This window comes from Desulfotomaculum copahuensis (genome assembly GCF_001655685.1).
GTDB classification, from domain to species: domain Bacteria; phylum Bacillota; class Desulfotomaculia; order Desulfotomaculales; family Desulfovirgulaceae; genus Desulfotomaculum_G; species Desulfotomaculum_G copahuensis.
On sequence record NZ_LYVF01000106.1, the window covers coordinates 43,534 to 67,258 of the forward strand.

The window sequence follows — 23,725 nt, forward strand, 5'->3', positions numbered from 1 at the left end:
ATAGCGGAGGGCTAAAAATGCAAATGAAAAAAGTGTTGCTTGTTCAGCCGCCGGAACCTAAAAACATGCCTTTACCGGTCACGTTGCCGCTCGGTTTGTGTTGTGTGGCGGCTTATCTGGAAGATGTGGCCGAAGTGCGGATTATTTCCGCCACCCTGGACAGTGCGGCGGATGTGGTGGAGCGAGTGCGCTCGTTTCAGCCCGACCTGGTCGGCATTACCAACAATTATACCCTGGTTACGGATATGAATATTGCCCTGGCCGGGAGAATCAAGGAATTGGGGGACATACCCGTTGTTTTTGGCGGTCCGGGCGCGCAATTTTTACGCCGGTATATTTTGAATTCCGGCGTGGTGGACATGGTCGTCCGCGGTGAAGGGGAATTGACCATCCGGGAACTGGTGCGCAAGGGAACGCCGGAAGGCGTGGCCGGACTGACCTACCGGCGGGACGGGCAGATTATCGACAATCCACCCCGGGAACTGATTGCCGACCTGGACGGCAAAAGACGGCCGGCGTACCACCTGGTGGACGGCATACCGGCGGTCCATCCGGTGGAATCAAGCCGGGGCTGCCTGTTCGATTGTGATTTTTGTGTGGCCAACCAGTTTTACGGCCGCACTTACCGGGCCATGTCCCCGGCCAGGCTGGCCGAACAGGTCAAGTTCCTTGCTCAAGATTTCGGTGCCTGGTATATCACCTTTTATGACGACAATTTCGGCCTGGATATGAAACGGGTGGCGGAATTTTGCGATCTGGTCATCGCCGAAGGCCTGCAGGTAATGTTCAGCGCCTCCTTCCGGGCGGATGCCCTGGCCCGCAATCCCGGGGTGGTGGAAAAGATGGCCCGGGCCGGTTTCGGTGTGGCCATGCTCGGCATTGAAAGCGCCAGCGATTACACCCTGCAAGTAATGAACAAGCGTATCAACCGTGAACAAATTCAAGAAGCAGTAAAACTTTTGAAGTCCCACGGCATTTTCACTGAAGGCCTGTTTGCCCTGGGCTACCCGCACGAAACGGAGCATATGCTTTTTGAGACTGTGGATTTTGCGCTCGCGCTGGATTTGGACGCGGTTAACTTCAATATTCTTACCCCCTACCCGGGTACCAGGTTGTACGAACGGGCCAGAGACAGTGGTGACTTACTTACCGAACGCTGGATTGACTATGATCAGTTCACCCGCGTACTCAAATCCACCCTGCCCGGCATTGAAGAGGTTTGCCGCCGGATGCACCGCAAATTTTACATCCGTATCCCCTGGATCAAGGACAACTTTTCAGTTGATGAAAAAAACCCGGTCAAAAGCCTCTATGCCCGGGCCTGCTGGTTGTCAACCTGCCATTTGCGCTACGGCGGGCCGTCAACTACCGGTGAGTGGGTAAAAACGCTGACCGCCTTCGGCCAGTTAAGCAGCGACGCACTGCAAAACGGGCAGCCCGGTTACCGGGCGGATGTGCTGTTCAGAATCCGGGGTTGCGGTCAACTGCTGCTGAAAATAAGAAACGGCGTAATTCAGGAAATATCTGAAACGGAAAACAACGGTGAAATAGAAATTGACTTGAACAACGGCACGCTGGTGGAGCTCTTCGGCGCCGGGCGGCTGGACGCGTTGAGCATGTTTATGGCCGGCCTGGCCGGGACAACCGCCGCAACGGAGCAATTGCTTCCTTTTATCAATTGGTGCAACGATTTTCAGGAAGCAGTCATGCTCAACCCGATGGAGGCACCGTCTTATGATCCGAATACCATTGTTCATGTGCTGAACGAACAGCGGGACGGGACGGGGGTGGAGGGAGACGCGCAACGAGCCATCGGTGATGGAAGTAATACGCTGGTGTTTGATCTGCATGACGGAAAATGTTCCGCACTGCAGTTGCGGGCAGGGACGCAGGCAAACAGCCGGATCGTTGATGCCGGGCTTTTCCGCCAGTTGCTCACCGGAGACCCGGATGTATATGGGCGGTTGCTTTCCCGGGAAGATATCCGGGCGGACGGCCTGCTTGGGTCGATAATCGAGGGACTTGCCAGTATTGACCGGGGCGGTTATCTTGACCGGTTGAATGTGCGCATCAGCGCTTAAGCGGAGGTGGTAGCAGTGGCGGATTCCGGCTTGCAGGGCAAGGTGGCCCTGGTTACCGGCGGTAGCCGGGGTATCGGACAGGCCGTTGCCCTGCGGTTGGGGGAAGCGGGGGTGCGGGTGGCGGTTAACTATGCCCGAAGCGCCGGTGAAGCCCGGGCGGTGGTTGAGTCGCTGGAGCGTTCCGGCAGCCGCGGGCTGGCCGTGCAGGCCGACGTGGCCGATCTTGAGCAGGCTTTGGGGTTGGTCCGAACGGTCAGGGAGCATTTTGGCGGGCTGGATATTTTGATCAACAACGCCGGTCTGAACAGGGATAAAAATCTGGTGCTGATGTCTTTCGCCGACTGGCAAACAGTGTTGGACGTCAATTTAACCGGCGCCTTCAATTTGACCCGCGCGGCAATTTATGACTTCATGAAACAAAAAAGTGGCGCAGTTGTAAACATTGCTTCCGTAAGCGGCTTGATCGGCCTGGCCGGTCAGACGAACTACGGCGCAACCAAAATGGGTTTAATCGGCTTTACCCGCTGCCTGGCCATGGAAGTGGCCCGTTTCGGGATCCGGGTCAACGCCGTTGCTCCCGGTTTGATCGATACCGGAATGGTAAGGGAAATGCCGCCGGCTAAAGCCGGGGAGTTGATTTCCCGCATTCCCCTGGGGCGTGTGGGCGCCCCGGCGGAGGTGGCCGAACTGGTGGCTTTTCTGGTTTCCCCGGCAGCCGCCTATATCACCGGTCAGGTGATTGCCATTGACGGCGGTCTTACACTGGGCGGCGCCTTAACACATTGAGGAGGTGTACCGGTGATGGAATACCGGGAGTTGCTCCGCCTGCTTTCGCACAAGCCGCCTTTTGTTATGCTGGACCGGATTGAAGATGTACAGGCCGGGGAGTCCATCCATGCCTATAAAAACGTAAGCGGCAGCGAACCGTATTTTGCCGGCCATTTTCCCGGCTATCCCCTGTTGCCCGGTGTGTTGATCATTGAGGCCATCGCCCAGGCGGCCTGTGCCCTGGCTGTCATATCCCGGAGCCAGCCGGCGGAAAGCCGTTTTTTCCTGGCCGCCGTCAACCGTTTCCGTTTTCTGAAGCCGGTTTTTCCGGGCGACCGGCTGGATATTGAAGTTTCCATGATCAAAGCGGCCGGCGAGGGTATGGTGGTGGAGGGGGAGGCCCGGGTGAACAACGGGGTGGTGGCGCGGGGTCAACTGATGTTCGGGATACAAAGCGCCCAGGCACGGTAAAAGGCGGGTGAACGGGTGTGCCGGCCGGGCGTTGAAGGGGGCAGGTAACACGATGGCGGGCGATTTTGATGTGGTGGTGGTTGGAGCCGGTTTGAGCGGCCTTACTTGTGCCGCCCTGCTGGCCGTCCGGGGATGCAAAACGCTGCTGGTGGAAAAACACTCCCGGGTTGGCGGTTACTGCACAACTTTCACCAGAAAAGGATTTTCTTTTGAAGGCGGCATTGATTCAATCAATGGCGCCGGTCCGGAAGGGCCGTTGGCCCATACTTTCAGGCAACTGGGTATTGACAGCCGGCTGGGTTTCAAACGCCTGGACCCGGTTTTCACGATCAGCTTGGGCCGGGATAGTTTTACCATGCCGGCCGGTTTGAATGAATTGATCCGCAAGCTGTGTTTCTTTTTCCCCGGGGAAAAAGCGGGAATCGGGCGGTTTTTCACCTGGGCGCGGGATACGCACCGGTCCGTATTGCAGGCCCCTTACGCAGCCGCGGCGGCCAGGGATTTCTTGCGCGTGTTTTATCAGTCCCGGCATCTCTCTTTTCAAGATTTGCTGGATCAATTCTTTACCAGTGAGCAGCTGAAACATACCCTGGGGGCCGTCTGGCCGGTGGTGGGACTGCCCCCCCGGCTGGCGTCGGCCATTTACAGCACGCACATTCTCATGGCCAACTTCCAGGATGGTGCTTATGTTGTGGAAGGGGGGAATCAAAATCTTCCCGATGAACTGGCCCGCGTTTTCCGGGAAAAAGGAGGTGAGCTGTTGACCGCCCGCCGGGTGACCGGTTTGAAGGTTGCCGGCCGGGCGGTGCAGGGGGTCCGGCTGGATGATGGTCAAAACATTTATGCCCGCGCCGTGGTTTGGTCCGGCAACCTCCTGGAGGCCTGGCGCATTTTAAACCGTCATGATCTGATCAGTCCGGTGCAGATCTCAAAAATGGAACAGTATACAGTGAGTCTTTCCGCGGTACGGGTATTTTGTGGTACCGGTATGGATCTGCTCCGTCTCGGTGTACCGGCCGGGGCCTGGATCCTGCACCGTAACGCGGCATACACGGAAAGCTATGCAAACAGTAAAAGCGGCAGCAATTTGGCGGAAACCGCCTTGTACGTTACGGTCCGATCAATGCATGATCCGGCGATGGCCCCGCCGGGGCATCACTGCCTGAGCGCCACTGTGCTGGCCGGTTATTTGACGGAAAGGTACTGGCGGGAGAACCGCACCGCCGTCCGCAGGCAAATTTTGCAGCGGGTGGAGGAAGTGATTCCCGGCCTGGCGCGCCATTTAAGCGTGGACAACTCGGCAGTGCCGTCCACTTTTTACCGTTATACAGCCAACGAATCAGGTTGTCTGTACGGCCTGGACCCCACTCCGGGGCAAACCATGATGGGACGGCCTAGAAGCAGGGGGCCGGTGAAAGGGCTTTATTTTACCGGGCACTATACTTTGCCCGGCGGTGGCGGAATGGCTGTGGTGCAGAGTGGAATCAATGCCAGCCGGATGGTGCTGGAAGATCTTTACGGAGGGGATTTTGGCGATGTTGGAGATAACCGAGGAAATCAAGTCCATGGTGGCTGAAATTACTGAATTGGAACCGGAGCTGCTCCGGCCGGATGCTTCCCTGACCAGGGAGTATCAGGTGGATTCACTGGCGGCTCTGGAGATTGCCGTGGCGCTGGAAAAACGCTACGGTGTGTCCATTGCCGAAGAGCACCTGCCTCGCCTGGACAGTATTGCCGGAAGCGTGGAACTGGTGCAGGAACTGCTCGCCCGGAAGGCTTCTTAAAACCGCCCGCCTGAATGACAACCGGGCGGCCGGAATGAACGGCCCAATCAATCCTGTTTCGGGAGGTAGGAATGCATTTAACAAACTTTGCCGTCCGAAAACCGGTGACAATTGGCGCCCTGGCACTTTTTCTAATCGTGACTGGTTTTCTCCTGCAGGGAAAGTTGAGCGTGGAGCTTTTCCCGGCGGTGGACATACCCAACGTGGCGGTGTTGATAGAATATCCCGGCGGCAGCGTACAGGCGTCTGAACGGAATGTGCTCAAGCCGCTGGAGGATGCCCTGAAAACTGTAAACGGTGTAAAAGATATATATTCGAGCGCCTTTTCCGGATCAGCCGTTTGTGCTCTGGAACTCAGACCGGGCACTGATTTGAATCAAGCCGTGGTTGATGTGGAAAGAAAGATTGCGGAAAAGAAGAACGATTTACCGCCGGAAATAAAAAGCAGTGTGCTCAAGTTTGATCTTAATGACCGGCCGGTGGTCACCCTGGCACTGACCAGCCGGTCCCGTTCCCCGGAGGAGTTGTACCGCCTGGCCGATGACCAGATTAAAGACCGTCTGGCCAGCCTGCCCGGGGTGGGTGAGGTTGACGTGTCCGGGGGGCGGCAGCGGGAAATCGATGTGGCGGTGGATCCGGTTAAACTGGCCGGGTATGGCCTTTCCCTGGCTCAAATCAGCGCTGCGATTAAAGCGGTTAATTTTTCGTTGCCCGGGGGGGATGTAAAGCAGGGCGGCCGGGAATTCGAGACCCAGATCCATCCGTTGCTTGGAAGCATCCGGGATCTGGCCGCGGTGCCGGTGCCGGCCGGCGATAACAATGTCTTGCTGGGGGATGTGGCCGGTGTAAAGGAGAATCCGGCTCCGGAGAGCGAGCGGGTCAGCTTGAACGGCCAGCCGGCTGTAACGGTGGCGGTGAAAAAGATCAGCTCCGCCGGTCTGGTGGCCACTTCGGATGCAATCCGGCATGAAACCGCCGTGTTGCAGTCCGCACTGCCGCCCGGTGTACACCTGGTGGCACTGGGGGATTCATCCGTATTTATCCGGGAGGTGCTTTCCGAAACCGTACACAACCTAGCCGAAGGCATCATCATAACCGGGCTGGTTTTGCTGGTCGCCCTGCGCCAGTGGCGTTCGGCGATGATTGCCATGCTGGCCATACCCACCTCCCTTTGTGCCGTGGTGCTGATCATGTATTTTGCCGGGATCAGCCTGAACATGCTCACCTTGATGGCCATGATTATCGCCATTGGGATTCTGGTGGATGATTCAATTGTCATCCTGGAAAACATCGGCCGTCACATGGCTGCGGGTAAAGACCCCCGGCGGGCCGCCGTTGAGGGCAGGGAGGAAATCGGCAAAGTGGCCGTGGCCATTACCATGGCCGATGTGGCTGTTTTTGCCCCCCTGGCGCTGGTTGGCGGGTTTATCGGCCAGTTCTTCCGGGACTTCGGGCTGGTGGTGGTTTGTGCCACCCTCATCTCGCTGCTGGTCTCGTTTACACTCACTCCCATGCTGGCCGCCCGCTATCTGCATCCGTCACCGGCCGCTGATGAGCGCGGGACGCGGCGGGCGCACCGCTTTTACCGGAGTGTGGTACGCTGGTCGATGCGCCACCGGGCGGCGGTAATCCTCCTGACCGGCGCCACACTGGCGGCGGTGGCCGCTCTGACCGCCGGCGGGCGGATCGGTACGGAATTCATGTCCCGGATTGACACCGGCCGGTTTTTTGTCTACCTGGAACTGCCGCCGGGCAGTTCCCTGGATGATACCGCCGGGGCGGCCGGCAGGACGGCAAAGAAGCTGCAGGGAATGGCCGGGGTGGCGGATGTGCTGGCAACGGCGGGGGCTATTCCGAACGAGCTAAGACAAGGTTACAACCTGGCCCAGCTGGAAGTTGACTTGAAGCCCCGCCGGGAAAGGAAGCTTTCCGTATGGGCGATTGAAGATGAGGTGCGGGGACTCCAGATGCCGCCCGGGGTTACGTTGCGGGTGGCGGAAGATGTGCTTTTTGGACGGGCGACTCCGCCGGTGAGCCTGATGGTTACCGGGCCGGACTTGCATGAACTGGCCGGGCTGGCGGAAAAAGTGGAAAATACAGTCCGTTCCGTGCCCGGAACGGCGGATGTCAGCATGAACTGGCATCAGGGCCAGCCCACTATTGATATTGCCGTTGATGAACAGCGGTCCGCGCGGATGAATCTCAGTCCGGATTTGATTGCCGCCAATGTGCGCCTGGCCCTGCAAGGGGAAACCGATCAGATGTACCTGGAAAACGGCCGGGAGGAAGACCTGCGTCTGCACCTGGCCGGTTCCGGGCGGTATGATCCGGGGCATCTGGCGGCCCTGCCGGTGGGAAGCTCCAGTCAGGGAACGGTTCGTTTGGATCAGGTGGCGGATATTTCCTACACGGCCGGTCCGGTGGAAGTGAATCACTATAACGGGGAACGGATGATCATGGTTTCAGCCAATACCCGGGGGCGACCGCTGGGGGATGTACTGAATGATATCCGGCGGAAATTGCAGCTGCAGCCCCTGCCGGCCGGTTACCGGGTGGTCTTTCAGGGTGAGGCCTCGGATATGCAGGATTCTTTCCAGACCATGCTGGTGGTGCTTGTACTTTCAGTGATGATGGTATATCTGATCCTGATTATTCTTTATGAATCTTTTACCACGCCGGTGCTGCGCATGGTTTCCCTGCCCCTGGCCCTGGCCGGTGGCATATTGGGCCTGTATTTAACGGGCAAAACCTTAAACCTCACGTCCATGCTTGGTTTGATCATGGTGGACGGACTGGTGGCCAAGAACGGTACCCTGTTGATTGATTATACGCATACCCTGCGCCAGCGCGGGATGAGCCTGCGCCGGGCGCTCGAGGAGGCCGGCGCGGTGCGGATGAGACCTGTTTTGATGACCACTGCGACTCTGGTATCGGCGATGCTGCCTGCCGCGCTGGCCCTGACGCCGGGCAGTGAGGCCCGCTCCGGTATGGCGGTGGTACTGATCAGCGGCTTGCTATTCTCCACTTTGCTGACCCTGATTGTAGTTCCAGTTTCCTATACGCTTATAGAAGACGGCAGTGACTGGCTGCGGCGGAAAGTACTGCCCGGCCGGAGGGCGGCAGTGCCCCTGGTTTCTCCCCGGGACGGTCCGGACTGACCGTTGGAGCCGCCCGGTTTTGTGTGATGAGCAGTTGCTAACCCGGAGACGGGTAATATCGAAAGGAGCCAGAAAAAATGATCAAGGCCGATCGCCGGCTGGTTTTGTCACGGATGGAGAAGACCTGCGCCAAGATGGGTGCGGACAGGAACGCCAGTGTTTTTTTCCAGAAAGGTGAAGGGGTGGAAGTGGGCTATGTTTTGAAAGATCTGGAACTGACTTTTTACCTGCGCCTGGTTGACGGCCGGATGGAAGTGGTTGAGGGGGCGGCCCCCAATCCGGCGGTTGTTATGGAGATGGATTTTTCCACTCATCACAGCATCCTGATGCGTACGATGCATCCCATGGAAGCAGTGGCCAGGAGAAAAATCCGGATCAAGGTTGAAAACCAGAAAAAGATGTCTCTAATTTTACCCATGACCGGTGTAATGTGCCGTGCTTACAGAGAGTCCGTGCAGGAGGAAACAGGCTGTGAGGAGGTGAGGGCATGAGTGTTCTTTTGATCCAGCCGCCGGAGCCGCAGCCGGCGGTGCCGATGGGCGGGTACGGCCTTTCCTGTGTAGCCGCCTATCTGGAGGATATTACCCCGGTGCGTATTCTGGACGCCTGCGACGGTACCATTGAGGGCGTGCTGGCTGAGGTGGAGGAGTTTGCGCCGGATATGGCGGGAATTACCCTGCTCTCCGCGCCTTCGGTCTACCGGATTTTGGAGTTGGCCCGCCGGATTAAGGATTGCCGGCCGGGGATAGAAGTTGTCCTGGGCGGCAACACGGCTACTTTTATACCGGAATACCTGTTGCAGAGCGGGGCCATCGATTATGTAGTCCGGGGGGAAGGGGAACTCACCGCCCGGGAATTGATTCAGCGTGCCTCGCCGGTTGGAGTCAAAGGAGTTTCGTATCTGGAAAAAGGGCGCGTGGTCCATAACCCGCCCCGGGAATTAATTGCCGACCTGAATGAAAAGCGTCCGCCCGCCCGGCATTTAATGGACAATTCGCGCAAACTGGTGCATATTGTGGAATCCAGCCGGGGTTGCGTCTATCAATGTGTATATTGCACGGCGTCCTCATTTTACGGGCACACCTGGCGCAAACGCTCGCCGGAAAATGTGGTGCGGGAAATTAAGCAGCTCATGGATTTCTATGCGCCCCTGTTTGTGTTCTTCGCCGATGACAGCATCGCCATAGATGTTCCCCGCTTAAGGCGCATCTGTGAGCTGATTATTGAAGAAGGGTTGCAAAACACCAACTATATGGTGCAGGCACGCACAGACGCCTTTGAACGGGATCCGGAACTGGCGGCGGTCATGGCGCGGGCCGGTGTGCGTTGCGTACTGCTGGGCATTGAAAGCGGCAATCAGGATTCATTGAATTCGATGAAAAAAGGCAATCTGGTGGAAAAAAACAACCGGGCGGTAGAGATGTTACGCCGGCAAAATATCTTTATCTGGGGTTATTTCATTATCGGTACGGAAAATGAAAGCCCGCAGGCGGCCTGGCAGACCTTTGAGTACGCTAAAAGTTTGAAAATTGACAGCCCGGTTTTTTCCTTGTTCACCCCGCTGCCGGGAACCAGGCTTTACAGCCGGGCGAAGGAGGAAAATTCCTTAATCACCGATGACTACCGTGCCTATGACTGTCACCATGTGGTAACGAAGAACATGCCATTGGAAATGGAAGAAATCTGTAGACGGATGAACAAAGAATATTTCTTTCGCCGGGAGTATCTGGAAGAACATATGCGTCCCCAGCCGGGTGCGGAAATGAACGCCCTGCTGGCCAAAATATTTTGGACGGCCGCCCTGAACACCGGGAATATCCGGCCGTCGTCCTTTCAGGATTGGCAGGCCATGCTCGGCGGTTACGCCTCTTTGGCCCGGGAGTTTTTGACCAGCCGGTTTGCCGGCTATAATGCTACTGTCGCCATTGAGCTGCCGGCTGGAATCCCGTGCCGGCTGCGCATTGTGAACGGTGAACTGCGGGAAGTGGAGCCGGGGGAAGAAGCGGAGGTGATAGTGCGGGGTAATGAAAGCGCGATGATGCAAATGCTCGCCGCCATGACCCTGGAACCTCTGAGCGCCTGTCTGGCAGGTGAAGTTAATGTGTCCGGGCCGCTGGAACAGGTCCTGGACTGGCTGGAATGGTGCAGTGCGCTACAGGCGGAAGTGGCCCTGGATCCAGTGGCGGCCGTGGAGACTGAAGGCTCCCCGGCGGTGCAGCAGTTCAACCGGCTCGTACAGGAGGGAGAAGCGCTGCCCGCGGAACTGACATCAGTGGTGATCCGGTTCGGCAGGCACCAGTTGCTTGTTGATTTGCGCCAGGGTCTGGTTACCGGGATTGGCCCGGTCCGGGAAAACACACCGGGTGACCGGGAACTGGCAGTGGATGCGGCGGAGTTTTCCTCCTGGTTGAACGGGGGGATGGAAAGACTGGTGGCGTATGTGGCCTCTTCTTTGGGGGGGCGGGTTTAGATGCCGCGTGTAGCCGTGGTACAGGTGAATTATTACCCGGCTCTGGAAGAGTCCTTGCAACAGGGGCGCCGGCTTCTGGCAGAACATCTCGACCGGGAAGGTCCAGTGGATCTGGCTGTGTTTCCCGATCACTGGATTCATCCCGACGGCTGGTCGGCCGGGGAAATCAACCGTTGCGTGCAGCCCGTGCCCGGGGAATTGACCGTTGAAATCGGCCGCATGGCCCGTGATTTCAATCTTCACATCGCTTTTTCCATGTTTGAGCGCGGTGAGGAGGGATGTTTTACCTGGCTGGGGCGTTCCCTTTCCTACCGGGTGTATAAAAGCTGCCTGTTGATCGGTCCGGGCGGGGAGATTGCCGGGGTGCACCGGAAAACTCATTATTCCATTTGCGAATGTCCGGGCAGCCATTACGAAGTATTTGCCACTTCTTTCGGCCGGGTGGCCCTGCTGTCCTGCGGTGAAGCCTCCGTCCCGGAAGTGGTCCGGATATATGGGTTATTGAATGCGGATTTTCTGGTCTGGTTATCCACTTCCTTTGAGACCGAACTGAATCCCCGGGTGGTGGATACGGCAACGGCCCTGCGCAATCCGGACTTTTGCCTGGAAGAAGACGATTGGCGCCGCCTGTTTTTGTCCGGTCAGCGGATCCTGCAAAACTTCAATGAGCGCCGCTGGGCGGAATGCATGACCTTAATCGCCTGCGCCAATGTGATCTATGCCAATAATGCCGGTGTGGAGCCCTTTATGATGTCCGGGCATGTGCTGCGCTATACCGGAAACAGCGCTGTTGTTCCCCTCGGTTTGCCGGCGGTGGAAGCCGGCGGTCAGGAAACGGTTGTTTCCTGCCGGCTGGACAACCTGGAGGAGAGCAGGGAAATTCGTGAGCTCATATTACGCGACCGCCGCCCGGACACCTACCAGTTCCTCGGTCGCCATCCCGGCTGGCTTGCTGCCGGCCCGGGACTGGAGGACATGCTGGCTTCCAACTGGCAGCGCCGGGGCGGCAAAAGACAGTTGTCCCGCTGAGCATGACGGCTGTCCGCGCCGGCCGCAACGGTTTGTCTTCAATTGCCGGCGCAACAGGCCGGTGCCGTCCAGGCATGAGCGTCTGTTTGCGGTCCGGCCGGTAATTGTAACCACCAACTAAGGAGGGATTGACATGTTGATTGTGCTCTGGAGGGGGTTGCTGTCCGGGATACCGGTGGGCTTGTTGTCCGCCCTGGTAGTGTTTCTCGGACGGGATAATGTTATTGCCGGCGGCAGAATGGTGGAAGGCATGGCGAAAATGTCCGGCAGCGGCATCGTCACGTCAATGATGGCTGCTTTTGGCGGGGGGGCGCTGGTCTTTGGCATTTTAAGCGCCGCCGTATATAAAAAATTCTTCCTTTCCCGGTTCGGTGCCCAGGCCGGCGGTTACTTCCTGGCTTTTGCCCTCGCCCTGGCCGTGGTGGCATCAGTGCTGGCCGTGGTAAGCAAAACCCCTTTCGCCCGGGAAAAGGTGATTATCAACTTAATCTACGCACTGGGTTTCGGGTTGCTGCTGCCCCGTTTTCTGTAGACGGTTGAATCTGCCCCAATGGGGGGTGCCGGAAGATGAGGATATTAATATTCAGCCCTCACCCCGATGATGCGGAATACAGTCTGGGGGGAGTGATTGCCCGAGCCGCGTCTCTTAACTGGGAAGTGGAAGTGGTTTACCTCACTGGCGGGGAAATGGGGGGAACTCTGAAAACAGCGGACGTGACCGGGAAAATAAGAAGAACGGAAGCCGCGGCGGCCGCAGCCATTTTAAGTTACCGGCACCTGTTTCTGCCTTTCAGGGATCTGGAGCTTGACGACCGGCCGGAAACTGTGCTGGCGGCGGCCCGCCGGATCAGGGAATTCCGGCCCCGGGTGGTCCTGGTCAATCATCCCGATGATGAGCATCCGGATCACCGGGCGGCGGCAGCTGTTGTCGAACAGGCTTGCTTTTACGCCGTTTTGCCGGCGGTGGACCGGGGCGGTCCGGAGCCCTACCAGGTTCCCCAGTTGTTTTATTACGAGGCCTTTTCCAGCCGGAACTTTCAACCCTGGTTTTTACTGGATGTCTCGCCTTACTTTGAAACGGCTGTGAAGGCAGTGACAGCCCATGCCTGCGGAACCGGCGGCGTCCCCTTTTTACTGGAAAAGATGACTGCATGTCATCTTTTCCGGGGTGTTCAAGGTGGGGTGCGTTACGCGGAAGGCATCATTCCCGGCCGGGGCAGGTGGTTTGATGCAGTGGCGAACCGGGCGCAGGGGCTGGAATTTGTCTGCCGGTTGAATGGTTTTGACAGCGGCCGGCTGTACGGTAAAGACGGGGCCCGGTGTGTTGATTCCGGTCGTGCTGGATGAAGCGGTGCGGAAAGACAAGTGAAAGTTGCAAAATGGGGGAATAAGCCATGGAACGAGTTGTGGTAACCGGATTGGGGTTGGTCGCCCCCAACGGAACGGGGCGGGAAGAGTTCTGGCAGGCGCTTTTGGAAGGGCGTCCGGGAATCGGAGCGGTTGGTTTTAGCACAGCCGGCGGGCGCAGTTTTTACGGCGGTGAAGTTAAAGATTTTAATCCATTAAATTACATGCCCGCGCACCGGGCCGCCAAAATGGGCCGTTCTTCCCAACTGGCCCTGGCTGCGGCACGGCTGGCCCTGGAAGACGCCGGGCTGAGTCCTTCCCGGATCAAACGCTGCAACACCGGTCTGGTACTGGGAACCACTATGGGGGAATCACAGGTGGGAAGCCATCTGGTAGACAGTTACTGTCTGCACGGGGACGGCTTTTCCCGCCCCGGCATGATGGGGAGGTTCATCCGGCGTTCGACGGCCTTTTCCATCGCCAGTCATCTGGCCACCGACCTTGACCTGCCCGGGCCGGTATTGACGGTACCCACCGCCTGTGCGGCGGGCAACTATGCCGTCGCCCACGCCTACGATTTGATCCGTGACGGGGAATGCCGGGTAATGTTGGCCGGCGGAGTGGACTCCTTTTCCCAGGTGGCTTTTTATGGTTTTAAACGCATATTTGCCCTGGCTCCCGAACGGTGCCAGCCCTTCGATCTGCACCGCAAAGGCTTGATTGTCAGTGAAGGGGCGGCGGTGCTGGTGCTGGAATCCATGGAGTCCGCACTTATGCGCGGTGCTCCGGTGGTGGCGGAAGTACTGGGTTACGGAATGGGTTGCGACGCCCACCACATGACCGTACCCCATCCCACCGGCCTCGGAGCGGTGCTGGCGATGAAAACGGCTATGAAAATGGCCGGTTTGGCCACCGGCGACGTGGACTATATCAGCGCTCACGGAACCGGCACCAGGGCCAATGATGAAGTGGAAACCAGAGCCATCAAATCTGTTTTCGGCCCGCTGGCCTACCAGGTTCCGGTCAGTTCGATCAAATCCATGATTGGTCATACCATGGGCGCTGCGAGCGCCATCGAAGCGCTGACCTGCTGCCTGGCCGTATCACGCGACTTTATTCCGCCGACCATCAATTACGAGGAACCGGATCCGGAATGCGATCTGGATTATGTGCCCAATCATCCCCGCTGGCGTCCGGTCCGGGTGGCCATGTCCAATGCTTATGCCTTTGGAGGTAACTGCTCCAGCTTGTTGGTGGGTAAATTTTACGCGGGAGGTAAGCGCCAATGGGCCGGGAGGTAGTAATTACCGGGCTGGGGACGGTCAGTTGTTTCGGCGTGGGGCTGGAAGCCTTCTGGCGGGGATTGGTGGAAGGGCGCCGGGGGTATGGTCATTTGGATTGTTTTTCCACCGCCGGGGTACCTGAACCGGTGGGATGCCGGGTACGGGACTTCAACCCGGAGCAGTACCTGGGGAAAAAAGGCCTGCGTCAGTTGGACCGGAATACGCTGTTGCTGCTAACGGCCGCCCACCTGGCACTGAGCGGCATGAGTGCGGAAGAATTGGCGGAGCTCGGACTGGTGATCGGAACCAGCTTCGGCAGCTTGAGCAGTATTTACGGCTATGAAATCGACATCAACCGGGAAGGGCCAAACCTGATCAGCCCGGTGAAGTTTCCCAACACAGTATTGAACTCGCCGGCCAGCCGGGTCAACATAGCGCACAATCTGACCGCTTACAGCTGTACCATCTGCAACGGTTCCACCGCCGGTCTGGACGCCCTTGGTTACGCCTTCCGGGCCGTCAGACGGGGGGATTACGCCGCTTTTCTGGCCGGTGGCGGTGACGAGCTCAACCAGTTTATTTTTATGGGCTATCACTCTCTATCGCTACTGCCCGGACAGGGCAGAAGCAGCGCCGCCCCGGAAAAGGGGGTGCCGCCCGGGGAAGGGGCTTGCCTGCTGGTGCTGGAGGAAGAAGCGAGGGCAAACGGGAAACGCAGGCCGGCGTTCGCCCGGATCCGTGGGTATGAGAATTGTTTTGGGGAGGATGGTCTGGAAAGGGCAATCAGTTACATTTTGGACAAAACCGGGGTGGAGCCCCGCGAGGTGAACCTGGTGGTGGTTTCAGCTGTTGGTACGCGTCCGGAAAGACGTGAGGTCCGGGCACTGAGAAACATCCTGGGCCGTCAGGGATGCCGTCCGGCAATTTTCGCCCCCAAAGGGGCGGTGGGGGAATGTTACGGTGCCGGCGGCCCCCTTCAGGTAACCGCCGCAATCATGGCCATGCGGGAAGGTATGGTTCCCCCTTCGGCCTACCTGCCGGCTGATTACGATGATTTTGACTGCGGAGGCGGCCGGTTGCAAAAGAAAGAAATCAATTACGCCTTGATTACATCGGTGGGTTGCGATGGAATAAACTCAGCTCTCCTGCTGCAAAAGTGCTGTTGATGTGAATCCGTGATCAGGATCAGATTGATTTATACCGGGGAGGAGAAAAGGCTTGATACTATCGTCTGCCCGTCAAGTGATCGAAGCCATGCCGGACAGTTTTGCAGCGAAAAGGGCTAAAAAACGGGCATTTCAATTGGGACTGGACCTGAAGGGCGGTGATGGGGGCCGATGGACGGTTGATATTGAAGAGGAGAAGTGCCTTGTACGCGAAGGTTTGAGTGAAAAACCGGATTTGCTGCTGCAAGGGGAGGCCGGTACATTTATGCGCTGTGCGCAGGGCAGACAGGGCTGGCTGCTTGCCTTCCTTTCCGGGGAGCTCAAGTTTCGGGGCAATCCAATGCTGCTTGACCGCTTACACGGTTTATTCCCCGGTTTATTCGAGACGGCGCGGGATGTTTCGGACGGTAAAACGCCGCCGGTGGCTGCTTTTCTGCGCCTGCTGCTCGTTCATCTTGCTACAGGGGCCGTCGGCCTGCGCGGTTCGATCAAATCTTTGTATCATTCCGCACGGCACAGGGTTCCCATAATATGTAGCAACCGCCTTACTGTGGCTGCCCTTAAAGAGCTTGATTTCAAAAACGGGTTTCTGTCGATGGGTACGGGATTTCTGAGATGGGAAGATGCCTGCCGAAACGAAATCAGCATCCTTAATGTCAAGGGGCGTCTTTCCGTAAATGGTGAGGTGGTGGTTGCACCCAATGCCCGCATATTCATTTCACCCCGGGGACACCTGCAATTCAAGGGGCAGTGTATCGTCGGGCCATATACGGAAATACATTGCTCCAATGCCATTACTATTGGCAATGGATGTTTGATCAGTGATTATACCAGGGTTCTTGATTCCGACCGCCATACTGTAATCGTTGATAATACACCGGTCAATCCGGACAAGGAAATTGTGATTGGCGATCACGTCTGGATTGGTGCGTCCTGCATTATAAAAAAAGGAGTGCATATCGGGTCCGGTTCCATTGTTGCAGCCGGTTCGCTGGTGGCCGGGGATGTACCGCCCCATACGCTTGTTGCCGGAATGCCTGCGAAGGTATTGCGTGAGAACGTGGACTGGGATCCGGTGCCTCTAAAATGAACCAATCCCCCTGTAAAGGAGGTGCAAGCTGTGATCGAGGACCTTAATCTTTTGAAAAACATTGTTGAACTGCGGTTAAATGAGAAAAAAAACAGGGAGGAGATATTCAGAATAAGGGAGAGGAAGTTCAGAAGAATACTCAGGCACGCATATAACAACGCCCCTTTTTACAGGGATTATTACGAAGGAAGTGGTATTAAGGGAAAAGATATTGAAAAAGTGGCAATCAATGCTCTTCCACCGATGGACAAGCAGTTATTTGCCGAAAACTTTGACCATATTGTCACGGTAAATGAGTTGAACAGGAAAGAGATCGAAAACTTTGCCTATGCGAATAAAAATCCAACCGAGCTATTTCAGGGAAAGTACCAGGTGGTACACAGTTCTGGTTCGTCCGGACATCCAGTGGCTTTTGTTTACAGCATGAAAGAGATGACGGCGGCCTTCAGTTGCAGTGCCCGGATGCACGCATTTACACCGGGCAGAAGGAAACGGGTGGTTTATTACGCCGGTATTGACGGACGATATGGGGGAGTGTCCCTGGTACTTTACGCAAAAAAGGGTATTTTGAAGCGGATGTATGATATAAGCCTGCTCGACATGAATGAACCGCTGGAAAAAACAATTGTTGATTTGAACCGCCTGCAACCGGACATATTGATCGGTTATGGCACCGGACTTGCTATCCTTGCCGCTTGCCAGGGGGAGGGGCGGCTGAATATAAGTCCCCGGTGTATTGAAAACGGAGGGGAGGGTCTTTCATCCACAGATTACAACCTGATTAAGCGAGTATTTAATGTTCCTATTGTTAATATGTATGCGGCGTCAGAATGTTATTATCTCGGAATTGGCAAAGAGGAGTACGATGGAATCTATTTAATGGACGATTTTAATTATATAGAAATAATGGAAGATCATATTCTCGTCACTAATCTTTATAACTATACACAACCGTTAATCAGGTACAGAATAAATGACAGATTGACATTGAAAGAAGATAAAAAGAACATTCTGCCTTTCCGCCTGGTTGACAATCTTATCGGTCGTGAAGAGATGCTTATCTGGTTTGTGAATGAAAACGGCGTCAAGGATTACATTCACCCAATTGTTTTTACTTCATTCTGCATAATGGGTATTGATAAATTTCAGTTATTGTTGAAGTCTGAGGACAGGTTTGAATTCTTGGCAGTTATCTCTGACAAAGAGATGGAAGCAAATGCGCTTCAGGATGCTAAAAATAATCTTGATGCGATCCTTGATAAAAAAAGAATGAGGAATGTTTCTTATACCTTAAGAGCTATTGATTATCCAATAATCGATTATAGGACCAGGAAGTTTAAAATGGTTATTAAAGACTATTAAAAGGGGAGAAGGTTAAAAAATAATGGGCCGTTATCGAAAAATCCAGCTGATATCACCACCGTCGAACCGTACAATCGAAGGTCAGCAAAAATGGGTGCGATGGGCACAACCACTTGGCATAATGTCAATAGCCACATATGTAAATAAATTTCTCCCTGAAATTGATTTTGAAATCCTGGATTTTGATTGTATCCTGGATTTGGACAACCCGGAAGATCAAAAAAAGATAGGAAACGCAGAGCTCGTTGGGCTGTCTGTCACTTTTGCCCAGGTGGACAGGGGGATGGATATAGCCAGGATGGCTAAAGAAAGGGGGGCCGATGTCATAATCGGCGGCAATATAGCCACAGCTCTCAATGAGAGAATACTAAAATACCATCCGTATGTTGACTATTGCATATGCTATGATGGTGAGGAGGCTATGCTGGAGCTTGTGAAAGGCAGGGTCCCGGCGGACATTCCAAATCTGGTTTGGCGTGATAACGCCGCCATTGTCAAAAACAAGACGGCGCAGATTGATTTGCAAAATCTCCCTATTATAGACAGGAGTTATATTGATGTTGAAGCCTACATTCAAAAAACATCTGACCCGGAATATAAACCGATGCCGTATTTTTTAAGACCGGCCAATATGTATTCTCTGAAGGGATGTTCCTGGCGGGCCAAAGAAGGCGGTGGCTGTTATTTTTGCAGCATACACGACCGTGGCCTGCGGGCCAGGGATCCCGGGCAGGTATGGGCGGAAAGAAGGATGCTTGTGGACAGGTATAATGTAAATTATATCTGGGACCCGTCGGATAATTTTGCTGCGGATCCCGACTGGTTTAAAGCATTTTATGAACGGAGGCCCAAAGATTTCACGGTTCCCTTTTCCAACTATTTAAGAATTGACCATGTTACCCCGCGAACGGCAAGAATGTTGCATGAAATTGGGTGCGTACAAGTTTTCTGCGGCATGGAATCAGGAAGTGATGCGGCCTTAAAGGCATTGAATAAAAACATTAACAGGGAAATGGTCGAACATGCCCTGAAAATACTGAATGAGCATCAGATTACCGTTGTCCTTGGCATTGTTGTCGGGGCAAAAGGAGAAACACAGGAGACCGTAATTGAGACTTTAAACTATATGAAATATCTACTCGAAAATTATCCCAATCTTGACCGGTTTGAATGGGGAACACTTGCACCTTTGCCTGGATCCAAAGCGTTTAATGCAATGATGTTACACCCTGAGCTGGGTGAGAAATATAAAGAGTTTGGTAAAGGTAATATCATGAGCATGCTCGAGCAGATGGTTGAGGACTGGCCTGAATACATGTGCGGTGAAGGAGTTGATTATGATTACTTTTTGTATATTCAGCAACTCGCACAGGAACATCTTCCCTATAAGATGACGCGATATCAAAAAAGGGCGTGGTGTGGAACTCTTCATAAGGCATATATCGAAGGAAAACTTGTGTACGGGGAGAATTGGTAACGCCATGAAAGCTACTTTGATTGACCTTCTGCAGGAAAGAAGGACGGCCAGTCCGGATAGGTATTTTTTACATCTTTGGGACAGACATAATAACAGAAACAGGTTCACTTACGACGACGTATATAATGGAGCGATTAAGTATGCCGCTTTCTTTAATAAACAAGGTTTGCGAAAGGGAGATGTAGTCTTTATTCTGCTTCTTACCAGGATTGAGTTTTTCTATGCCTTTTATGGTGTCATGATGGCCGGTGGTATTCCCGTTCCTCTCCATCCTCCTATTTTCATACTTGAATGGGATGACTACAAGGAAAAGTTCCTTCACATGTATGAGACTTCCAAACCGCGTTTTATTCTCTGTTACGAGGATGTCTACCGCTCTTTACAGGAAAAGATACTTAAAGATAAAATGGATCAAGACAATATATTCATACATGAGCAGATCGATTATTATACTGATCATCACGACTTCATCCCCTATGACCCTCTTCCCATTGAATGCGCATTCATCCAGTATACTTCCGGTACTACCGGCCTGCCGAAGGGAGCAATGCTTTCTCATCAGGCCCTGATTAACAACATTATTGCCATCGGGCAGAGCATTGCCCTGACTCATAATGATGTCGCCGTATCGTGGCTGCCGCTTTATCATGATATGGGGTTGATCGGCAATTTTCTTACAAGCCTTTATTGGGGTTGCACTATTTGCCTTATTCCAACGGAGTATTTTGTCATGCAACCGACCACATTTTTCAAGGTTATCTTTGAATACGGGGCAACCGTTATCAACTCACCCAATTTTGGCTATGTGATCTGCAATAAATATGTAAACCAAAAAAAGATGTCAGGTGTCAGACTGGATACTTTAAGGTTTTCATTAATTGGATCCGATCATATCGAGTTTAATGATATGCAGGAGTTTAACGAAAAATTTGCGGACTACGGTTTAAACACGGATATCTTTCTGCCGGTGTACGGACTGGCTGAATCCTGTGTTGCTGTCACGTTTTCGGAAACTTGCTCGCGGTTGAAGTATGATGTAATCAACTGGGAACGGCTCAACAGGGAGGGAAGGGCGGTTTCAGCCTTTCCCGCCAAAAGACAAACCCTCAGAGTGATTTCAGTCGGGCGGCCGATCAGCGGTCAGCAGGTAAAAATATGCGCGCCGGGCGGGGAGGATCTTCCCGATGAAATGCTGGGTGAGATATGTATTAAGAGCACCATGCTGATGTCAGGCTACCACAACCTGCCCGTTGATACCGGGAGGGCATTCCGCGATGGATGGTTTCTGACCGGTGACCTGGGGTACATGCGGGACGGCATCCTATACTTCTTTGAACGCAGGCGGGACATGATCAGACGCGGGGGCAGGATATACCGCCCCAAAGATTTCGAACACTATTGCTGGCGGGTGCCGGACATAAAACGCGGACGTTCTGCTGTTGTAGGCCTTGATTGCGGTGACCAACTGGATGGTGAAAATCAGCTTGTTTGTCTGCTTATCGAAACAGGAACATTTTACATGGAAAAATATATGGAAATAATTGAGCAATTGAACATGATTTATCTGGATGAACTGGGGGAAGTGCCTGATTTTGTCCATGTGGTGGCCAGAGGCAGCATTCCTTCCACATCAAGCGGAAAGCTTCAGCGTTACAAATGCCGAAGGAAAGTACTCGACGGATCTTTCGATACAAATTTTATTTATAACAACAGGAAAAAAGAAGTTGTTTTTTACAAATAAAACATGCGTTCAGGGAGGAACATCTGATGAAAGTATTACTTATTCAGCCATTCAGTATGCCGCAAAGTCTGGCGGGTGACGATACTTCCATGTTTGAGCCGTTGGCGCTGGAGTATCTTTCCGCCGGGGTGAAAGGATTGTGTGAAACCAGATTACTTGATATGAGGCTTGAAAAGAAACTGAGTCAAACGCTGTCCGAATACAGGCCTGATATTGTCGGCATTACGGGTTATAGTGTTCATGTGAATGTGGTCAGGAAGATTGCCGTAGAGGTGAGGGCGTTTGATCCAGAAATAAAAATCGTGTTGGGAGGGCATCACGCATCAGTGGCACCGGATGATTTTTTGGATATTGCCCCGGACTGTATAATACGCGGTGAAGGTGTCTTTGTATTCCGGGATGTGATGGTAGTTTATCAAGGTAAAAAACGGTTTGAAGATATTCAGGATGTGGAACTGAACAGGCAAGGCGGAACTGTGCTTTTACGTCCGTCGACGATCAGCGATTTGAACCGGTATCCTTTTCCGGACCGGGAATTAAGCAGGCGGTACCGTGAGCATTATTTCTCTTATTGGATGAAGCCGGTGGCGACCCTGCGCTCTTCTTCCGGGTGCAAATTCAAGTGCAGCTTTTGTTCGCTTTGGGAGACATACCGGGGAAAATATTATGTCAGAAAGCCTGAGAAAATACTTGAAGAAATCTTATCTATAAAAGAAGAATGCATCTATTTTTGCGATGACGAATCATTTCTGGATCCGCAGAATATGAAAGAATTGGCCGGGCTGTTGAAAAAGCATAATGTGAAAAAACGTTATCATATGATGGTAAGGGCTGATACTGTAGTAAGAAACAAGGAGTTATTGGCCTTGTGGAAAGAGGTCGGATTGGAACGGGTATTTATCGGTATTGAAGGATACAATGATAAGTTGTTAAAAAAACTTAACAAGGGCACAACTGCAAAAATAAATGAGGAAGCAATTAAATATATACAGGGATTGGGCGTTTCCATATTAAGTGACTTCATTATCGACCAGGAATATGACCGGGAAGATTTTAAGGCATTGCGAAAATATGTAAAGGACATGAAGCTATCTTCTGCTATCTTTACCATTCTAACCCCTCTTCCTGGTACACAATTTTTTCGCAATGTGGAACATATGTTAATTGATAGGGAGTTCGAGCATTTTGATGTAATGCATACCCTGCTGCCGACAAAGCTTCCGCTTCGCCAATTCTATAAAGAAGTTTACACTTTGTATAAAAACAGTTCCAGTGTATCTGAGCGGTTAAAATTCATCTCGCAATTTTCATTAAAAGATATGATCACTGTAATTAAACTATATAGAAAAGTGATGGCAAAATTAAAAAACAATTATAAAAACCCTGGCTTGGAAAATATCAATGTTCAGGCCGGATAGACCGGGGGGCATTCAAATGCAGAAGATTGAAGCGACGCTGAGCGGTTATGTTCCAAAAATGCTGAACAGGAGGGAACGTATTGTTTTTCTTGGCCTGTATACAAGCCTTTTAGCCCTTTGGGGCACAGTGTTTTTCTCGCATTACGGGCTAAGTTTATACGCAAAGAACTTCCAGGTGCCGTTGACGATGGTTTTCGGATCATTTCTCGGCGGATTCACCTGTGAAGGGGGCGGTGCCGTGGCGTTTCCAGTTTTTACGAAGGTACTTCATATAGAACCTTATGTTGCCCGGGATTTTTCTTTTGCCATCCAGTCAATTGGAATGTCTTTTGCTTCAATCACTGTACTGCTAAGAAAAATCAAGATAGAAAAAAATGTGATCAAGTTTGCGGTTATTGGAGGGTTGGTTGGTATTGTCATTGGATCATACACAATTGTGCCTTATATATCAGCGAGTCAGACAAAGCTTGTCTTTACCCTTGTAATAACATCTTTCGGAGTGGCCCTTTTTCTAAAGAATTTTGTATTCAAGTCATGGGAGCATGAAAGGATAATTCATTTTAAATTAATGGACGCGGCATTAATATTCACTATCGGCATTATGGGAGGGCTTTTTTCTTCAATAATCGGCACCGGGATTCACTTCATAACCTTCTCCTTTGTGACACTTTTATATAGACTTGACGAAAAGGTAGCTACGCCAACTTCCGTAATGATCATGGCCGCTGATTCTATATTCGGGTTTACTTTCAGACTGTTCGTCTTAAATCAGTTTTCCGGTCAAGCACTTCAATATTGGGCGCTTTCTATACCCGTTGCCGCCTTTTTTGCCCCGCTTGGCGCAATTGTATGTTCAAAGGTAAGCAGAATTTTCATAGTCAAGATGCTTTTGGTACTGATTGGAATAGAGTTTATTACTACGCTTTTTATATTTAAGTTTCAGGCGGAAACTATACTTTTATCCGTGCTGGTTATAGCGTTGAGCCTTTTGGTTTACATTTTAATGGTAGTCAAATTTTCAAAACGTTTTGCTGGTGAAGAAATGGTCCGGCAGGGAATCAATGCCGGGGTATGAAAACG

The 23,725-nt window shown here is 53.2% G+C and carries 19 protein-coding genes; all 19 read left to right on the plus strand.

The window, feature by feature from the left end:
- Positions 1-17 precede the first annotated feature (17 nt).
- The 19 genes from A6M21_RS07360 to A6M21_RS07455 all read left to right on the plus strand — a co-directional run bounded on the left by A6M21_RS07360 (position 18) and on the right by A6M21_RS07455 (position 23,720).
- The gene (locus A6M21_RS07360) at positions 18-2,081 is read left to right on the plus strand and encodes a B12-binding domain-containing radical SAM protein (RefSeq protein ID WP_066667461.1); all 2,064 of its coding nucleotides are present in this window, start codon (positions 18-20) and stop codon (positions 2,079-2,081) included.
- 15 nt (positions 2,082-2,096) lie between these two features.
- Positions 2,097-2,867, plus strand: a complete 771-nt coding sequence (locus A6M21_RS07365) for a 3-oxoacyl-ACP reductase family protein (RefSeq protein WP_078060481.1) — start codon at positions 2,097-2,099, stop codon at positions 2,865-2,867.
- 15 nt (positions 2,868-2,882) lie between these two features.
- A complete protein-coding gene (fabZ, locus tag A6M21_RS07370) occupies positions 2,883-3,320 on the plus strand; it encodes a 3-hydroxyacyl-ACP dehydratase FabZ (protein ID WP_066667462.1) in 438 nt (145 codons plus the stop codon).
- Positions 3,321-3,372: 52 nt separating this feature from the next.
- On the plus strand, positions 3,373-4,896 hold the full coding sequence (locus A6M21_RS07375; RefSeq protein WP_066667463.1) for a phytoene desaturase family protein: 1,524 nt from the start codon (positions 3,373-3,375) through the stop codon (positions 4,894-4,896).
- On the plus strand, positions 4,856-5,104 hold the full coding sequence (locus A6M21_RS07380) for an acyl carrier protein (RefSeq protein WP_066667464.1): 249 nt from the start codon (positions 4,856-4,858) through the stop codon (positions 5,102-5,104). Before A6M21_RS07375 ends, A6M21_RS07380 begins: the two co-directional genes overlap by 41 nt.
- Positions 5,105-5,175: 71 nt before the next feature.
- Positions 5,176-8,262, plus strand: a complete 3,087-nt coding sequence (locus tag A6M21_RS07385) for an efflux RND transporter permease subunit (protein ID WP_066667465.1) — start codon at positions 5,176-5,178, stop codon at positions 8,260-8,262.
- A 77-nt stretch (positions 8,263-8,339) separates the two neighbouring features.
- Positions 8,340-8,753, plus strand: coding sequence for an SCP2 sterol-binding domain-containing protein (locus tag A6M21_RS07390; protein ID WP_066667466.1), 414 nt, complete (start codon positions 8,340-8,342; stop codon positions 8,751-8,753).
- Positions 8,750-10,732, plus strand: coding sequence for a B12-binding domain-containing radical SAM protein (locus A6M21_RS07395; protein ID WP_066667467.1), 1,983 nt, complete (start codon positions 8,750-8,752; stop codon positions 10,730-10,732). Before A6M21_RS07390 ends, A6M21_RS07395 begins: the two co-directional genes overlap by 4 nt.
- Positions 10,733-11,761 carry a carbon-nitrogen hydrolase family protein gene (locus A6M21_RS07400; protein WP_066667468.1) on the plus strand — a complete coding sequence of 343 codons (1,029 nt, stop codon included), beginning with the start codon at positions 10,733-10,735 and terminating at the stop codon, positions 11,759-11,761.
- Between the two features lie 133 nt (positions 11,762-11,894).
- Positions 11,895-12,293: a hypothetical protein gene (locus A6M21_RS07405; RefSeq protein ID WP_066667469.1), complete on the plus strand. Its 399-nt coding sequence runs from the start codon at positions 11,895-11,897 to the stop codon at positions 12,291-12,293.
- Positions 12,294-12,328: 35 nt separating this feature from the next.
- Positions 12,329-13,108, plus strand: coding sequence for a PIG-L deacetylase family protein (locus A6M21_RS07410; protein ID WP_066667470.1), 780 nt, complete (start codon positions 12,329-12,331; stop codon positions 13,106-13,108).
- Positions 13,109-13,155: 47 nt separating this feature from the next.
- Positions 13,156-14,409, plus strand: coding sequence for a beta-ketoacyl-[acyl-carrier-protein] synthase family protein (locus A6M21_RS07415; RefSeq protein ID WP_066667471.1), 1,254 nt, complete (start codon positions 13,156-13,158; stop codon positions 14,407-14,409).
- Entirely contained in the window at positions 14,394-15,557 is a 1,164-nt protein-coding gene (locus tag A6M21_RS07420) for a beta-ketoacyl-[acyl-carrier-protein] synthase family protein (RefSeq protein ID WP_066667472.1), read from the plus strand. Before A6M21_RS07415 ends, A6M21_RS07420 begins: the two co-directional genes overlap by 16 nt.
- A 52-nt stretch (positions 15,558-15,609) precedes the next feature.
- Positions 15,610-16,647 carry an SCP2 sterol-binding domain-containing protein gene (locus A6M21_RS07425; RefSeq protein WP_151191844.1) on the plus strand — a complete coding sequence of 346 codons (1,038 nt, stop codon included), beginning with the start codon at positions 15,610-15,612 and terminating at the stop codon, positions 16,645-16,647.
- Positions 16,648-16,677: 30 nt separating this feature from the next.
- The gene (locus A6M21_RS07430; protein WP_066667474.1) at positions 16,678-18,009 is read left to right on the plus strand and encodes a phenylacetate--CoA ligase family protein; all 1,332 of its coding nucleotides are present in this window, start codon (positions 16,678-16,680) and stop codon (positions 18,007-18,009) included.
- 22 nt (positions 18,010-18,031) lie between these two features.
- A complete protein-coding gene (locus A6M21_RS07435; RefSeq protein ID WP_066667475.1) occupies positions 18,032-19,486 on the plus strand; it encodes a B12-binding domain-containing radical SAM protein in 1,455 nt (484 codons plus the stop codon).
- A gap of 4 nt (positions 19,487-19,490) precedes the next feature.
- Positions 19,491-21,227, plus strand: a complete 1,737-nt coding sequence (locus A6M21_RS07445) for an AMP-binding protein (protein ID WP_078060483.1) — start codon at positions 19,491-19,493, stop codon at positions 21,225-21,227.
- A gap of 26 nt (positions 21,228-21,253) precedes the next feature.
- Positions 21,254-22,645, plus strand: coding sequence for a B12-binding domain-containing radical SAM protein (locus tag A6M21_RS07450; RefSeq protein WP_066667478.1), 1,392 nt, complete (start codon positions 21,254-21,256; stop codon positions 22,643-22,645).
- Positions 22,646-22,661: 16 nt separating this feature from the next.
- Positions 22,662-23,720, plus strand: coding sequence for a sulfite exporter TauE/SafE family protein (locus tag A6M21_RS07455; protein ID WP_066667479.1), 1,059 nt, complete (start codon positions 22,662-22,664; stop codon positions 23,718-23,720).
- Positions 23,721-23,725 lie beyond the last annotated feature (5 nt).

Excerpts from the sequence above, each read along its gene's own strand:
- A6M21_RS07435 (WP_066667475.1), top strand. The coding sequence starts at position 18,032 with ATGGGCCGTTATCGAAAAATCCAGCTGATATCACCACCGTCGAACCGT.
- A6M21_RS07360 (WP_066667461.1), top strand. The coding sequence starts at position 18 with ATGCAAATGAAAAAAGTGTTGCTTGTTCAGCCGCCGGAACCTAAAAAC.
- A6M21_RS07445 (WP_078060483.1), top strand. The coding sequence starts at position 19,491 with ATGAAAGCTACTTTGATTGACCTTCTGCAGGAAAGAAGGACGGCCAGT.
- A6M21_RS07405 (WP_066667469.1), top strand. The coding sequence starts at position 11,895 with ATGTTGATTGTGCTCTGGAGGGGGTTGCTGTCCGGGATACCGGTGGGC.
- A6M21_RS07415 (WP_066667471.1), top strand. The coding sequence starts at position 13,156 with ATGGAACGAGTTGTGGTAACCGGATTGGGGTTGGTCGCCCCCAACGGA.
- A6M21_RS07375 (WP_066667463.1), top strand. The coding sequence starts at position 3,373 with ATGGCGGGCGATTTTGATGTGGTGGTGGTTGGAGCCGGTTTGAGCGGC.
- fabZ (WP_066667462.1), top strand. The coding sequence starts at position 2,883 with ATGGAATACCGGGAGTTGCTCCGCCTGCTTTCGCACAAGCCGCCTTTT.
- A6M21_RS07400 (WP_066667468.1), top strand. The coding sequence starts at position 10,733 with ATGCCGCGTGTAGCCGTGGTACAGGTGAATTATTACCCGGCTCTGGAA.
- A6M21_RS07380 (WP_066667464.1), top strand. The coding sequence starts at position 4,856 with ATGTTGGAGATAACCGAGGAAATCAAGTCCATGGTGGCTGAAATTACT.
- A6M21_RS07420 (WP_066667472.1), top strand. The coding sequence starts at position 14,394 with ATGGGCCGGGAGGTAGTAATTACCGGGCTGGGGACGGTCAGTTGTTTC.
- A6M21_RS07395 (WP_066667467.1), top strand. The coding sequence starts at position 8,750 with ATGAGTGTTCTTTTGATCCAGCCGCCGGAGCCGCAGCCGGCGGTGCCG.
- A6M21_RS07450 (WP_066667478.1), top strand. The coding sequence starts at position 21,254 with ATGAAAGTATTACTTATTCAGCCATTCAGTATGCCGCAAAGTCTGGCG.
- A6M21_RS07455 (WP_066667479.1), top strand. The coding sequence starts at position 22,662 with ATGCAGAAGATTGAAGCGACGCTGAGCGGTTATGTTCCAAAAATGCTG.
- A6M21_RS07410 (WP_066667470.1), top strand. The coding sequence starts at position 12,329 with ATGAGGATATTAATATTCAGCCCTCACCCCGATGATGCGGAATACAGT.
- A6M21_RS07385 (WP_066667465.1), top strand. The coding sequence starts at position 5,176 with ATGCATTTAACAAACTTTGCCGTCCGAAAACCGGTGACAATTGGCGCC.
- A6M21_RS07390 (WP_066667466.1), top strand. The coding sequence starts at position 8,340 with ATGATCAAGGCCGATCGCCGGCTGGTTTTGTCACGGATGGAGAAGACC.